Source organism: Oerskovia rustica, from assembly GCF_014836555.1.
Taxonomy (GTDB): domain Bacteria; phylum Actinomycetota; class Actinomycetes; order Actinomycetales; family Cellulomonadaceae; genus Oerskovia; species Oerskovia rustica.
Genome location: NZ_JACSQQ010000001.1, coordinates 186,842 through 200,540, shown reverse-complemented (window position 1 = coordinate 200,540; position 13,699 = coordinate 186,842). Strand labels below are relative to the sequence as shown.

The window sequence follows — 13,699 nt, the reverse complement described above, 5'->3', positions numbered from 1 at the left end:
AGATGCTCAGCATGCTGAGGGTTGGCATGCTGGGACCATGAGCAGCACCCGAGCAACCACGTCAGCCCAGCCCGCCGCCGCCCCCGCGACCGCCGACCGGGTCCGCCAGGTCACGGTCCTCGTCGGGGCGGCGGTCGCGATCGTCGGCGCAGCGTTCGGCTCCGGAGCGTTTGGCGGCCAGGCGATCCAGGACGCCGCCGGGGGAGCCCTCGCCGCCGACGCGACCCCCGTGGCGCCCGACGGCCCCGCGTTCTCCATCTGGTCGGTGATCTACCTGGGGCTCGCGGTCTTCGCGGTCTACCAGGCGCTCCCGCGCCAGGCCACCGATCCCCGCCTGCGGTCCGTGTCGTGGTGGGTCCTGGCCTCGATGCTGCTCAACGCCGCATGGATCGGCGTGGTCCAGACGGGCGTCCTGCCGCTAAGCGTCGTCGTGATCGGCGTGCTCGTCGCGGTGCTCGCCGTGATCCTCGTGCGGCTCGTGCGCACCCCGCCCACGAGCGGCGTCCAGTCCGTCGTCCTGGACGGCACGGTCGGCCTCTACCTGGGCTGGGCCAGCGTGGCCACGCTCGCGAACGTCGCCGCCGCGCTCACCGACGCGGGCGTGGGCGAGGCGGGTCTCGGCGCGACCGCCTGGGGTGTGCTCGTCGTCGCAGCCGGCGCGGTCCTGGCCGTCGCCTACGCCCTCTTCGCGGCGCGCAGGCCCGTGGTCGCGATCACGATCGGGCTGGCCATGGCCTGGGGGCTCGGCTGGATCGCCTACGGCCGTGCGAACGGCCCCCTCGTCGACGGCACCGTCGCGGTCGCGGCCGGCATCGCCGCGGGCGTCGCGATCCTGGCCCCCGTCGTGACCACCCTGCGCGCGCGCCGGGGCTGACGCGGCGCCGTCGGGCAGGACAGGTCTCGCCCAGGGCCCCGGAGTGCCGGGCCAGGACGTGCGACAGGGCGGCCCTCGCCTCGCGGGGACCGCCCTGCCCAGGTCGAGGGCGACGTTACGGGTAGAGCCCGCGGATCTGGTGCGCCTCGGCCGTGCGCTGGATGCCGATGACGAGCGCGGCGTCGCGCAGGCTCAGCTCCTCGCGACGAGCCAGCGACGACACGCCCTGGTAGGCCACGTGCATGCGGTGCTCGAGCTTCTCGCCGATCTCCTGCTCGGTCCACCAGTACGCCTGGTTCGCCTGGACCCACTCGAAGTAGGACACGACGACGCCGCCCGCGTTCGCGAGGATGTCCGGCACCACGGTCACGCCGTTCTTGGCGAGGATGCGGTCGCCCGCAGCGGTGGTCGGGCCGTTCGCCCCCTCGACGACCCAGCGGGCCTTGACGGTGTGCGCGGTCTCGTCGTCGAGCACGCCCTCCACGGCCGCGGGGATGAGGACGTCCACGGGCAGCGCGAGCAGCGCGTGGTTGTCGATCGGCTCGGCGTCCTCGAAGCCGACCACCGTCCCGGTCTCGGCGACGTGCCGGAACAGCGCGGCGACGTCGAGCCCGTCCTCGTCGTGGATGCCGCCGTACTGGTCGCTCACCGCGACCACCCGGGCGCCCTGGCCCGCGAGGATCGCGGCGGCGTGCGAGCCCACCTTGCCGAAGCCCTGGACCGCGACCGACGCGTCCGAGAGCTCGAGCCCCGCCTCGGCGAGCGCGGCCTTGGTCGTGTGGACCACGCCCTGCGACGTCGCCGTGGTGCGCCCGAGCGAGCCGCCCACGGGGATCGGCTTGCCCGTCACGACGCCCGGGATCGTGTACCCCTGGTTGACCGAGTAGGTGTCCATGACCCATGCCATGGTCTGCTCGTTGGTCCCCATGTCGGGGGCCATGATGTCCCGCTCGGGGCCGATCACGGGCATGATCTCGCTCGTGTACCGGCGGGTCACGCGCTCGAGCTCGGCCTGCGTGTACTGGCGCGGGTCGATCGACACGCCCCCCTTGGCGCCGCCGTACGGCAGGTCCACGACGGCACACTTCCAGGTCATCCACATGGCGAGCGCGCGCACCTCGTCGATGTCGACGCTCGGGTGGTACCGCAGCCCGCCCTTGCCGGGGCCGCGCGAGACGTTGTGCTGCACGCGGTAGCCGCGGAACAGCACGATCTCGCCGCTGTCGCGACGCAGCGGGACCGAGACGTTGACCTCGCGGCGCGGGGTCGCGAGCATCTCGTGCAGGCCCGGGTCGTACCCGAGGATCTCGACCGCGTTCGCGAGCTGGCTGTGGGCCGTCGCGAGGGCCGAGGCCTTCTGGTGGGGGGGCTCGGCGGTGGATCCGGCCTGGGTGGGACCGCTGGTGGGCGGCGTTGACGTCGTCGTCACTCTTCCTCCGGGTGATGAGGGTTTTCCGGTCCCGAGGTGAGGGACCGTGCCCGTCCAACGTACCGCCAGGTCGGGGCCCGTTTCACGTCGCCCGCCGGATCGTCACCCGAGCGTGTCGATGCTCGCGAGCTCGTCGGGGCTCAGCGAGAAGCCCGTGACGTCGAAGTTCGCCTCGATCCGGGCCGGGGTCACCGACTTGGGGATCACGACGAATCCGTGGTCCAGGTGCCAGCGCACGACGACCTGTGCGGTGCTGACCCCGTGGGCCCTCGCGACCGCCTGCAGGGCGGGTGAGTCGAGGTTCGTGCGCTTGAACGGGCTGTACCCCTCGAGCACCACGCCGCGCTTGGCGTGCTGCTCGACGACCTGCGCGTCGTAGTCGTCCGGGCCCCAGGGGATCTGGTTGACCGCGGGCGTCTCGCCCGTCTGCTCGGACAGGACGTCGAGCTGGTCCACCGAGTAGTTCGACACCCCGACCGACCGCACGAGTCCCACGTTGCGCGCCCCGAGCATCTCGGCCCACACCCAGGGGGAGGCGTCGCCCGACGGTGGCCAGTGGATCAGCCACAGGTCCAGGTAGTCGGTGCCGAGCAGGCGCAACGACTGCGCGAGGGTCTCGTGCTCACGCCCGACGTCCGCGGGGCGCAGCTTGGTCGTGAGGAACACGTCCCCGCGCGGCACGCCGGACGCGGCGAGCGCCCGGCCCACCTGCTCCTCGTTGCCGTACATGGTCGCGGTGTCGATGTGCCGGTACCCGACGTCGAGCGCGTGGCGCACCGCGCGGTAGCAGTCGTCGCCCTCGGACTGCCAGGTGCCGAGGCCGAGCAGGGGGATGTCGCCGCCGGGCAGGGCGGCGGTGGGGATCGAGGTCATGGTTCCCAGTCTTGGCACGGGCGGCGCGGGAGCGCGAGCCGGAAAGCCGACCTACCGCCGAGCCCTGCGCCGGAACGACGACGGCGTCTCGCCCGTCAGGCGCGCGAAGGTCCGGGTGAACGCGGGCTGGTCGTAGAAGCCCGTGACGACCGCGATCTCGGCGATGGGGGAGTCGGAGCCCACGAGCAGCTCGGCCGCCCGGTCGACCCGGGCGCGGAGCACGAGCTGGCGCGGGCTGAGCGAGAACACGCGCCGCACGCGGCGGTCGAGCACCGCGGGCGTGCACCCCGCGAGCGCTGCGAGGTCCGCGACCGTGAGCGCCTGCCCCAGGCGCTCCTCGATGCCCGCGACGAGCCGCGCCATCGAGTCCATCGAGGCGTCGTCGGCGTCGTCCTCGCGCAGGTCCTGCGAGACCGAGACGAGCCCCACGAGGTGTCCTGCGGCGTCGTGCACGGGGAGCTTGGACGTGAGGAACCAGCCGGGCGTGCCGCCCAGGCGGCGGATGAGCTCGAGCTCGTTGCGCAGCGGACGGCCCGTGCGCAGGACTTCGGCGTCCTGCTGGTCGTAGCGCTCGGCGAGCTGTGGCACGAACAGGTCGGTGGCGCGCTTGCCGAGGACCGCGCGGCGCGAGCGCTCGTTGGTGCGGGCCACGAAGACCCGGTTGACCAGCACGTACCGGCCCGTGACGTCCTTGGCGCAGAACATGGTCGACGAGAGCTCGTCCATGAGGTCGACCATCGCGGGGCTGAGGGCAGCGAGCAGCGCCTCGCCGTCTGGCCAGGTGCGTGGTGGGGTGGACTTGTCCGGAAGCGATGCCATGACAGCCCGGATCGTACAAGACGAAGCGTCAGCAACGGAGGCACGCTAGGAGGATGAGCAGCCACGACTCGAGCGCCCCAGCGGGTGCTCCACGCGCGGACGACCGGTCACGAGCCGGTGCCTCCTCGCCCCTGACCAGCGTCGACGTCCAGACCGACACCCCGATCGAGGCCCTGGCCGACGACGCCGCGCGCCTCGCCCGCAGCTGGATCGCCGCCGCGGCCGCGGCCTCGGAGGGGGCGCGCGAGCGCAGGACCGCCGAGCGCCTCGGCGCCCTCGTGTCCGACCCTGCGGGCCTCGAGCTCGCGGTGCGTTTCGTCGACAACGTCGCCCGCCCCCAGGACGTCCAGGTCGCCGCGCACGAGCTCGGGCTCCTGGGCGACCTCGCCGGCGGCGCGAAGGGCTTCCTCGGCCCGGTCGACACCGCGCTGCTGCGTCTCGGCGCCCGCATGGCCCCGGTCCTGCCGAAGGTCGTCGTGCCCGCCGCGCGGATCCGCCTGCGCCAGCTCGTCGGTCACCTCGTGGCCGACGCCGGCCCGGGGCTCGGCAGGCACCTCGCGCGCACGCGTGCCGAGGGGTACGCGCTCAACGTCAACCTCCTCGGCGAGGCCGTGCTCGGCGAGGACGAGGCGCAGGCCCGGCTCGCGCGGACCATCGCGCTCGTCGAGCGTCCCGACGTCGACTATGTCTCGGTCAAGGTGTCCTCGGTCGCGTCCCAGCTCGTCACGTGGGACCTCGAGGGCTCGCGCGACCGCGTCGTCGAGCGGCTCCTGCCGCTGTACCGCGCCGCGCGCGACCACGGGGTGTTCCTCAACCTCGACATGGAGGAGTACCGCGACCTGGCCCTGACGACCGAGGTCTTCCGGGCGGTCCTGGGGCGAGAGGAGTTCCGTGGTCTGGAGGCCGGGATCGTGCTCCAGGCGTACCTGCCCGACGCGCTCGGCGCGCTCGACGGCATCACGGCGTTCGCGACCGAGCGCGTCGCGGCGGGCGGTGCCCCCGTCAAGGTGCGCCTCGTCAAGGGTGCGAACCTCGCGATGGAGAAGGTCGAGGCCGAGCTCCACGGCTGGGCCCAGGCTCCCTACCCGACCAAGCCCGACGTCGACGCGAACTACGTGCGCCTCGTCGACCACGCGCTGCGCGCCCCCCGCACCGACGCGGTGCGGATCGGCGTCGCGAGCCACAACCTGTTCCACGTCGCGCTCGCGATCCTCGTCGCACGTGCGCGCGGGGTCGCTCACGCGCTCGACGTCGAGATGCTGCAGGGCATGGCGCCGGGCGAGGCGCGGGCGGTGCGGGACGAGGTCGCTCGGGACGCGGGCCGCGTCGTCCTCTACACCCCCGTCGTGGCTCGCGAGGACTTCGACGTCGCGATCTCCTACCTCGTGCGACGTCTCGAGGAGAACGCGGCCGAGCAGAACTTCCTGCACGCCATGTTCGCTCCGTCGGACCACCCGTCGGACCACTCCTCGGACACCGCGATGGACCGCCAGGAGGCCGCCTACCGCGCCTCGGTCGAGCTCGGCACCCGCTACTCCGCCGCGGACGTGACGCCGCGTCGCCAGGCGCGCGACGCCGTCGGGCATGTGGCCGGGGAGCGTTTCACCAACGCCGCCGACACCGACCCGGCCGTCGCCGCCAGCCGCGCCTGGGCCGCGCGGATCGTCGGACCCGACTCCGGGTTCGTCCCCGCGCAGTCGCCCGAGGTGGCGAGCACGGACCAGGTGGACGACGTCGTCGCGCGCGCCGGCAGGGCCACCGCGGCCTGGGCGCAGGTCGCCCCCGCGGATCGCGCCCGTGCGCTGCGCGCCGTGGCCGCCCGGCTCGAGGAGGCCCGCACCGACCTCGTGACCGCCATGGTGCACGAGCCCGGCAAGACCGTCGGCGAGGCCGACCCCGAGGTCAGCGAGGCCGTCGACTTCGCGAGCTACTACGCGCAGTCGGCCGAGGCGCTCGACCAGGTCCCCGGCGCGAGCTTCACGCCCCACGGCGTGACCCTCGTGACCCCGCCGTGGAACTTCCCCGTCGCGATCCCCGTGGGCGGGATCGTCGCGGCGCTCGCGGCCGGCTCGGCCGTGATCGCGAAGCCGGCCCCGGCCACGCCGCGCTGCCTGGAGGTCGCGGTCGACGCGATCCACGCGGGGCTCGCGGACGCCGTCGCGGATGCAGCCGCCGGGAGCACCCTGACCGCGGAGTCCGTCCGGGACGTCGTGCAGCTCTCGCGCGTGCCCGACGGCGACCTCGGTCGCCACCTCGTGACGCACGAGGGAGTGGCCCGCGTCATCCTCACGGGGGCCATCGAGACCGCGCAGATGTTCGCGTCCTGGCGGCCGGGGCTCGACGTGCTCGCCGAGACGTCGGGCAAGAACGCGATCGTCGTGACGCCCTCGGCGGACCTCGACCTCGCGGCGGCCGACGTCGTGCGCTCTGCGTTCGGGCACGCGGGCCAGAAGTGCTCGGCGGCCTCGCTCGTGATCCTCGTGGGCTCGGTCGGTGACCAGCGGACCGAGACGGGGCGCCGGTTCTCGGTGCAGCTCGTCGACGCGGTGCGTTCGCTCGCGGTCGGCCCGGCCACGGACGTCTCGACGACCATGGGCCCGCTCACCGAGGCGCCCGGCGACAAGCTGCTGCGCGCCCTGACGACGCTCGAACCGGGCGAGCAGTGGCTCGTCGCGCCGCGCCGCCTCGACGCCGCGGGTCGCTCGTGGACCCCGGGGCTGCGCTCGGGCGTCGCGCCGGGCTCGTTCTTCCACCTCACCGAGGCGTTCGGCCCGGTGCTCGGGGTCATGACGGCCGCGACCCTCGACGAGGCCATCGAGCTCCAGAACGCGGTCTCGTTCGGACTCACGGGCGGCATCCACAGCCTCGACGACACCGAGGTCGACACCTGGCTCGACCGCGTCCAGGTCGGCAACGCCTACGTCAACCGCGTCATCACGGGCGCGATCGTGCAGCGCCAGTCGTTCGGCGGCTGGAAGCGCTCGGCCGTGGGTCCGGGCGCCAAGGCGGGCGGGCCCAACTACGTGGCCGAGCTGGGCACGTGGAGCGACGCCGTCGCCGCGGGTGCGGAAGGCGGGGCGCCGGACGCCGGAGCCGTCCCCGCGCGCGAGACCTCGCCCGAGGCGTGGCTCGCGTGGGCCCGGGCCGACGACGCCCGCTGGTGGGCGCACGAGTTCGCGGTCGAGCACGACCCGTCGGCGCTCCACGTCGAGTCGAACGTGTTCCGGTACCGGCCGATCGACGTCCTGACGGTCCGCGTCGGGGACGGGGCCGCGCCGGTCGAGGTCGAGCGCGTGCTGTCCGCGGCGCGCACGGCCGGGGTGCCGGTCGTCGTGAGCCGCGCCGACGGGCAGTCGGCCGTGAGCCACGAGGCGTTCGCCGCGGCCGTCGCGCGTGGAGAGGTCACGGGTCGCGTCCGCGTCGTGGGCTCGGCGCCCGGGCTGCGCGAGGCTGCGGCGGGCCACGTGGGCGACGTGACGGTGCTGGACCACCCGGTCCTCGCGAGCGGGCGGCGCGAGCTGCTCACGGTCCTGCGCGAGCAGGCGATCAGCCGGACGATGCACCGGTTCGGGCACGTGACGCGCTGACCCTCCGGACGTGTCAGGACCAGTGTGACCCAGGGGTCACGCTGGTCCTGGCACGAGGCCGCCCCGAGGCACGTCAGGTGCGCCGCCGGGTCAGGGGCAGGTCGTCGTCGTGCAGGACGTCGGACAGCCGTCGACCGGCGAGGGCGGCCGCGTACTCGGGGGTCGTCCCGAGGTCGCGCGCCTCCTGGAGCACGTGACCCCTGACTCCCATGGCGGAGAGCTGCCCGCAGAGCTCGAGGACGTCGGCGCGCGAGTGCACGGTCGGGTCGACCGTGGTCCGCACCTCGTGAGGGACGCCCGAGCGTTGCAAGGTCGCGAGGGACCGGTACGCGGCCTCGCCCGAGGGAGCAGCGCCCGTGACCCGTGCGTACTGGTCGGGCAGGTCCTTGATGTCGAGCCCGACCCAGTCGACGAGAGGCAGGACGTGCTCGAGGCGTGCGGGCCACGCGCCCCCGGTGTGCAGCCCGACGCCGAAGCCCAGGGCGCGCACGTCGGCGATCGCCGACGGGAGCGCGGCCTGGAGGGTCGGTTCGCCGCCCGAGAAGACGACGCCGTCGAGGAGCCCCTGCCGCGTCGCGAGGAACGCCAGGACGTCGGTCCAGGGGATCGCTCGCTGCGCGCTGCGCGGCGCGGCGGTGACGAGGTCCGGGTTGTGGCAGTACGTGCAGCGCCACGGGCATCCCTGGAGGAAGACCGTCGCCACGTGCCGGCCGGGCCAGTCGACGGTCGAGAGCGTGGTCAGGCCCGCCACCACGAGGGGCGGGAGCGCACGCTCCGCGGACGAGCCCGCGGTGGCGGTCATGTCGTGTCCTTCCGGCCGGTCGTCAGGGGTCGTGGAACGGTCCCCGGGCAGGCTCGGGTCAGCGTCGGCACGACGTGCCTCGACGGTACGGGGAGGGGACGCTCGACTCACCGAGCCACTTTGTGAGAACCTTCACAAGCGGTTGTCAGTATGTCATGAGCGTCTCGCCGGGCGCGGGCGCGTACGTCCTCCGAGCGGTGCGGCCTAGGCTCGTGCCGTGCACCCGCGGCCTCGCCCGCCGACCGCGACGCACTACCGACCTCGCCGAGGAGGCCCCCGTGCTGGCTGTCTGGATCATCGTCGTCGTGGCGCTCCTCGTCGCGTGGCTCGCCTGGCTCGGGGCGACCGACCGGATGACGCGCAACAGTCTGATCGGGATCCGCACCCCCGCGACCCAAGCCAGCGACGCGGGGTGGATCGCGGGGCACCGGGCCGCGCTCAAGGTGGTGCTGCCGGGGGCGGCGCTCGTGACGGCGCTCGCGGTCGTCGGCAGCGTCATGGGTCCCGACGGCGCCACGGACGTCGTGTTCTTCGCCGTCGCCGGGGCGCTCCTCACCGAGGGGATCGCGGCGGCGGTGGTCGCCGAGGTCGCGGCGCGGGGTGCGGACGCCGTTCAGGGGGACGAGCACCCCGGCCAGTGGGACGTCGACTAGCGGCGCACGGTCAGTCCGACGCCCCGCGGATGAGCTCGGGGGAGAAGACGCGCGGCGACCGCGAGACGGGGTGGCCGGCGATGAGGTCGAGCAGCATCCCCGTCGCGGCCTTGACCATCTCCACGACGGGGTTCTGCACGGTCGTCAGCGCCGGGCTGGTCGCCCCGGCGACGCCGAGGTTGTCGAAGCCGACGACGGCCACGTCGCCCGGCACGGACTTGCCCCGTGCGCGCAGGACGCGCAGCGCGCCCTCGGCCATGAGGTCCGAGGCGGCGAAGACCGCGTCGATGTCGGGGTGGCGGTCCAGGAGCTCCTCCATGGCCGCCGCCCCGCCGGCCGCGGCGAAGTCGCCCGAGGCGATCGCGTCGTCGGGCAGGCCCGCCGCGCGCAGCGCCTTGCGCCACCCCGCGAGGCGGTCCACGCCTGCCGTCATGTCCTGGGGGCCGGTGATCGTCGCGATGCGCCGGTAGCCGCCGTCGATCAGGCGCTGGGTCGCGATGCGCCCGCCCTCGACGTTGTCGACGTCCACGTAGACCAGGTCGTCCATCGCGGTGAAGGGGCGGCCGACGAAGACCGCGGGGAGCGGGGAGGCGAGCACCGCGCCCTCGAGGTCGTCCTCGCGGTGGTGCGACGTGATGATCGCGCCGTCCACGTGACCGCTACGCAGGTACCGCACGATGCGTCCCGCGTGCTCGTCGGGCCGGGCGATGAGCAGCACCAGCTGCAGGTCCGTGGGCGCGAGCGCCGCGCTGACCCCGCGCAGCGTCCCCGACAGGAACGGGTCCGTGAGGATGCGCTCGTCGGGCTCGGGGACGACGAGCGCGATCGAGTCGGTACGTCGTGTCACGAGTGACCGTGCCGCCCTGTTCGGGGTGTACCCGAGCTGGGCGACGGCTGCGTCCACGGCGGCCTGCGCCTCGGGGGAGACGCGCAGGCCGCCGTTGATGGCACGGGACGCCGTCGAGCGGGACACGCCGGCCGTCTGTGCGACCTCGTCCAGGGTCGGCGCGGAACTCAGGGTGCTCATGGTCTCAGTATCCTGCCAGGCCTGGATGAGAGAACTGCCACGTTCGCAGGCTCGCCCTCAGGGGCGGGCCGGGACCGCGTTCTGGGACGCGACCTGGGCGAACCAGTGCCCGCTCGCCTTGACGGTGCGCTCCTGGGTCTCGTAGTCGACCCGGACGATCCCGAAGCGCTTCGAGTAGCCCCAGGACCACTCGAAGTTGTCCAGGAGCGACCACGCGAAGTAGCCGCGGACGTCGGCGCCGTCGTCGATCGCGTCCTTGACGGCCCGCAGGTGGGCGTCGAAGAACTCGAGACGGTTCTGGTCGTCGACCGACCCGTCCTTCTCCACGACGTCGTCGTAGGCGCAGCCGTTCTCGGTGATGTAGAGCGGCACCCCCGCGGGGCCCGTGTAGTCCGCCTGGAGACGGTTGAGCAGGCGCGTGAGCCCCTCGGGCTGGACCTCCCAGTTCTGGTCCGTGACGGGCAGCCCGCGCGGGTGGTTGAACACGCCGTCGGCCGCGGGGTACGGGCTCGACGACGGGCGCTCGACCGGCGCAGAGCCGTCCAGCGTGGTCGACGCGGGCCGCGAGGAGACCAGCTCACCGTGGTAGTAGTTCACGCCGAGCGCGTCGATGGGCGACGAGATGATCGCGAGGTCACCGTCCTGGACGTGCTCCGCGAAGCCGTACTCCTCGACGTCCGCCAGGACGTCGGCCGGGTACTCGCCCTTGATGACGGGGTCCAGGAAGATCCGGTTGAACTGGCCGTCGATGCGGCGGGCCGCGTCGACGTCGCCCGCGTCGTCCGGGTCGAGCGGGTCGGCGACCGTGAAGTTGAGCGTGATCCCGAGGTTCGCCTCGGGGGCCCGCTCGCGCAGCGCCTGGACCGCGAGACCGTGGCCGAGCAGGAGGTGGTGCGCCGCGGCGAGACCGTCCGGACGGCTCTGGCGGCCGGGGGCGTGGACGCCGCCCGTGTACCCGAGGAACGCCGAGCACCAGGGCTCGTTGAGGGTCGTCCAGACCCCGACACGGTCGCCGAGCGCCTCGTGCATCGTCACCGCGTAGTCCGCGAAGCGGTAGGCCGTGTCGCGGTTCGTCCACCCGCCCTGGTCCTCGATCGCCTGCGGCAGGTCCCAGTGGTAGAGCGTGATCCAGGGCAGGAGGTCCTTGGCGAGCAGCTCGTCGACGAGGCGGGAGTAGAAGTCCAGCCCCTTCTGGTTGACGGCTCCGCCGCCCGGCTGGACGCGGGCCCACGACGACGAGAACCGGTAGGTGCCCAGGTTCAGGTCGGACAGGAGCGCGACGTCCTCGCGGTAGCGGTGGTAGTGGTCGCACGCGACCTCGCCGTCGTCGCCGCCCAGGACCGCACCCGGGACGCGGCAGAACGTGTCCCAGACGGAGTCCTCGCGGCCGTCGGTGTGCGCGGCCCCCTCGATCTGGAACGCGGCGGTCGCGGCGCCCCAGAGGAAACCCTGGGGGAACTCGACGCGGTCGGTGGCGCCCAGGTGGCGGGGGGTGATGATCTCGGTCATCCCTTGACAGCTCCTTGCATGATGCCGGCGACCAGCTGGCGACCGGTGAAGATGAACAGCACGATCAGCGGCAGCGTCACGAGGAACACGCCCGCCATGACGAGCGAGTAGTCCACGAAGTAGTTCGCCTGCAGCGACCGCACCACGAGCGGCAGCGTCGGGTTCTCCTGGTTCAACACGATGGACGGCCAGAAGAAGTTCGTCCACTGCTGGACGAACGTGAACAGGCCGAGCATCGCGGCCGCGGGCCGGGCCGCGGGCAGGGCGATCGACCAGAAGGTCCGGAACATCGAGGCGCCGTCGACGCGTGCGGCCTCGATGAGCTCGTACGGCAGCGACTCCGACAGGTACTGCGTCATCCAGAACACGCCGAACGCGGTGACGAGCGCGGGCACGATCACGGCCTGCAGCTTCCCGATCCACCCGAGGTCGGACATGAGGATGAACATGGGGATCACGCCGAGCTGGGTCGGCACGGCCATGGTGGCGATGACGAAGACCAGCAGGGGGCCGCGGCCACGGAACCGGAGCTTGGCGAACGAGTAGCCCGCGAGCGTGGAGAACAGGACCACGGACAGCGACGTGATGACCGCGATGATCACCGAGTTCGCGAACGCCTTCCAGAAGTTGATCGCGCTCGACCCGATGACCTCGGCGAACTGCGTGAACAGGCTCGCGTCGGGCAGGAGCTGCGGCAGCGCGGCCTTGGAGATCTCGGCCGGGGTCGAGGAGCCCAGGATCAGCGTGAAGTACAGCGGGAAGATCGAGATCAGCAGCACGAGGCCGAGGAACGTGTAGGTGACCCAGCCCGGTCGGCGGGTGTGACCGCCCGTGCCCTTGCGGACGGGGCGGCGGTTCGGGCGTCGGGCGGCGGCGCGGGCGGCACCCGCTCCGGCGGTCTGCGCGACGACGGGGATCGAGCTCATCGCTTCTTCCGATCGTTGGGTGCGCTCGTGGGCGCGCTGGGTCGACGGGCGGAGGAGCCTCCGCGCGGGCTGGTCGCGTTCTGGGCGCGCAGGGCGGCGGCAGCGGCCTTGCGGCGTGCGCGCTGGACGGCTCGTGGCGCCTTCTTGCTGGGGCCCGACGTCGAGATGCTGCGCGTGATCGCGAAGTTCACGAGCCCGATGAGCAGGATGATGATGAACAGGATCCAGGCGATCGCGGCCGCACGGCCGAAGTTCTTCTGGTTGCCCCACGCGACGTCGTACAGGTAGAGGACCGTCGTCATCCACTGGCGGTCGGCGCCACCGAGGCCCTGCGCGTCGTAGGTGCGCGGCTCGTCGAAGATCTGTAGCCCGCCGATGGTCGAGGTGATGATGACGAAGATGATCGTGGCGCGGATCTGGGGCACGGTCACGGAGAAGAACTGCCGCACGCGGCCCGCACCGTCGATGATCGCGGCCTCGTAGAGCTCGCGCGGGACGGCCTGCATCGCGGCGAGGAAGATCAGCGCGTTGTAGCCGGTCCAGCGGAAGTTGACCATCGAGGCGATCGCGACGTGGCTCGCGAGGGCGTCGGCGTGCCAGCGGATCGGCTCGATCCCGATCACGCCGAGGAGCCCGTTGATGAGGCCGTACTGGTCGGCGAAGAGGCGGCCGAAGATGAGGCCGACCGCGACGGGGGCCACGACGTAGGGGAGCAGGACGCCCATGCGCCAGAAGGTCGCCGCGCGCAGGTTCTGGTCGAGCAGCGCCGCGATGATGATCGCGCACATGACCTGGGGCACGGAGGAGAGCAGGAAGATCGAGAAGGTGTTGCGCAGCGACTTCCAGAAGGTGGGCTGCGCGAGCACGTCGGAGAAGTTCTGGAGACCGACGAAGTCCCCCTGTCCGCCCAGCAGGTTCCACTCGTGGACCGACACGAAGGCCGTGTAGACGAGGGGGAAGAGCCCGGTGATCGCGAAGAGGATGAAGAACGGGGAGATGTAGAGGTAGGGGGAGAGCTTGACGTCCCAGCGGCCGAGGCGCTGGGAGAAGCCGACGCGCCGCTGGGGGCGTGGTGCCGGTCCGTCGAGGCCCTGGTTGGGCTGGGTGGGAGTGAGGACGCTCATCCGACTTTCCTGTGCTGGGTCGAGCGGGGACGCGATGCCCGACGGCGGGCTGGGACGGGGGAGCGGGGGGGGGGGG

At 72.8% G+C, this 13,699-nt stretch carries 11 protein-coding genes; 3 read left to right on the top strand and 8 right to left on the bottom strand.

All coding sequences use genetic code 11. The features are described from left to right. Window positions 1–37 precede the first annotated feature (37 nt). A complete protein-coding gene (locus tag H9652_RS00820; protein ID WP_191794204.1) occupies window positions 38–874 on the top strand; it encodes a tryptophan-rich sensory protein in 837 nt (278 codons plus the stop codon). A 115-nt stretch (window positions 875–989) separates the two neighbouring features. Here H9652_RS00820 and H9652_RS00815 read toward each other — a convergent pair whose 3' ends face one another. The 3 genes from H9652_RS00815 to H9652_RS00805 all read right to left on the bottom strand — a co-directional run bounded on the left by H9652_RS00815 (window position 990) and on the right by H9652_RS00805 (window position 3,995). Beyond that, entirely contained in the window at window positions 990–2,303 is a 1,314-nt protein-coding gene (locus H9652_RS00815) for a Glu/Leu/Phe/Val family dehydrogenase (RefSeq protein ID WP_191794203.1), read from the bottom strand. A 102-nt stretch (window positions 2,304–2,405) separates the two neighbouring features. Further along, a complete protein-coding gene (locus H9652_RS00810) occupies window positions 2,406–3,176 on the bottom strand; it encodes an aldo/keto reductase (protein ID WP_191794202.1) in 771 nt (256 codons plus the stop codon). Window positions 3,177–3,227: 51 nt separating this feature from the next. Then, on the bottom strand, window positions 3,228–3,995 hold the full coding sequence (locus tag H9652_RS00805; protein ID WP_191794201.1) for an AraC family transcriptional regulator: 768 nt from the start codon (window positions 3,993–3,995) through the stop codon (window positions 3,228–3,230). Between the two features lie 53 nt (window positions 3,996–4,048). Here H9652_RS00805 and H9652_RS00800 point away from each other — a divergent pair, with 53 nt between their 5' ends. Continuing rightward, the gene (locus H9652_RS00800; RefSeq protein ID WP_191794200.1) at window positions 4,049–7,582 is read left to right on the top strand and encodes a bifunctional proline dehydrogenase/L-glutamate gamma-semialdehyde dehydrogenase; all 3,534 of its coding nucleotides are present in this window, start codon (window positions 4,049–4,051) and stop codon (window positions 7,580–7,582) included. Between the two features lie 73 nt (window positions 7,583–7,655). Here H9652_RS00800 and H9652_RS00795 read toward each other — a convergent pair whose 3' ends face one another. Further along, window positions 7,656–8,384: an anaerobic ribonucleoside-triphosphate reductase activating protein gene (locus tag H9652_RS00795; RefSeq protein WP_191794199.1), complete on the bottom strand. Its 729-nt coding sequence runs from the start codon at window positions 8,382–8,384 to the stop codon at window positions 7,656–7,658. Between the two features lie 278 nt (window positions 8,385–8,662). On the opposite strand from H9652_RS00795, the gene H9652_RS00790 reads away from it, so the two are divergent. Continuing rightward, complete coding sequence (locus tag H9652_RS00790) at window positions 8,663–9,037, top strand: SdpI family protein (RefSeq protein WP_191794198.1); 375 nt, start codon at window positions 8,663–8,665, stop codon at window positions 9,035–9,037. 10 nt (window positions 9,038–9,047) lie between these two features. Here H9652_RS00790 and H9652_RS00785 read toward each other — a convergent pair whose 3' ends face one another. From H9652_RS00785 to H9652_RS00770, 4 genes are read right to left on the bottom strand one after another with little or no spacing between them, the layout of a single operon-like run. Beyond that, window positions 9,048–10,064 (bottom strand): LacI family DNA-binding transcriptional regulator, encoded by a 1,017-nt coding sequence (locus tag H9652_RS00785; protein ID WP_191794197.1) that lies wholly within the window; start codon window positions 10,062–10,064, stop codon window positions 9,048–9,050. A 57-nt stretch (window positions 10,065–10,121) separates the two neighbouring features. After that, window positions 10,122–11,573 (bottom strand): GH1 family beta-glucosidase, encoded by a 1,452-nt coding sequence (locus tag H9652_RS00780; RefSeq protein WP_191794196.1) that lies wholly within the window; start codon window positions 11,571–11,573, stop codon window positions 10,122–10,124. Then, a complete protein-coding gene (locus tag H9652_RS00775; protein WP_138823337.1) occupies window positions 11,570–12,499 on the bottom strand; it encodes a carbohydrate ABC transporter permease in 930 nt (309 codons plus the stop codon). Before H9652_RS00775 ends, H9652_RS00780 begins: the two co-directional genes overlap by 4 nt. Continuing rightward, on the bottom strand, window positions 12,496–13,623 hold the full coding sequence (locus H9652_RS00770; RefSeq protein WP_191794195.1) for a carbohydrate ABC transporter permease: 1,128 nt from the start codon (window positions 13,621–13,623) through the stop codon (window positions 12,496–12,498). The genes H9652_RS00775 and H9652_RS00770 overlap by 4 nt, the downstream gene beginning before the upstream one ends. Between the last annotated feature and the right edge of the window lie 76 nt (window positions 13,624–13,699).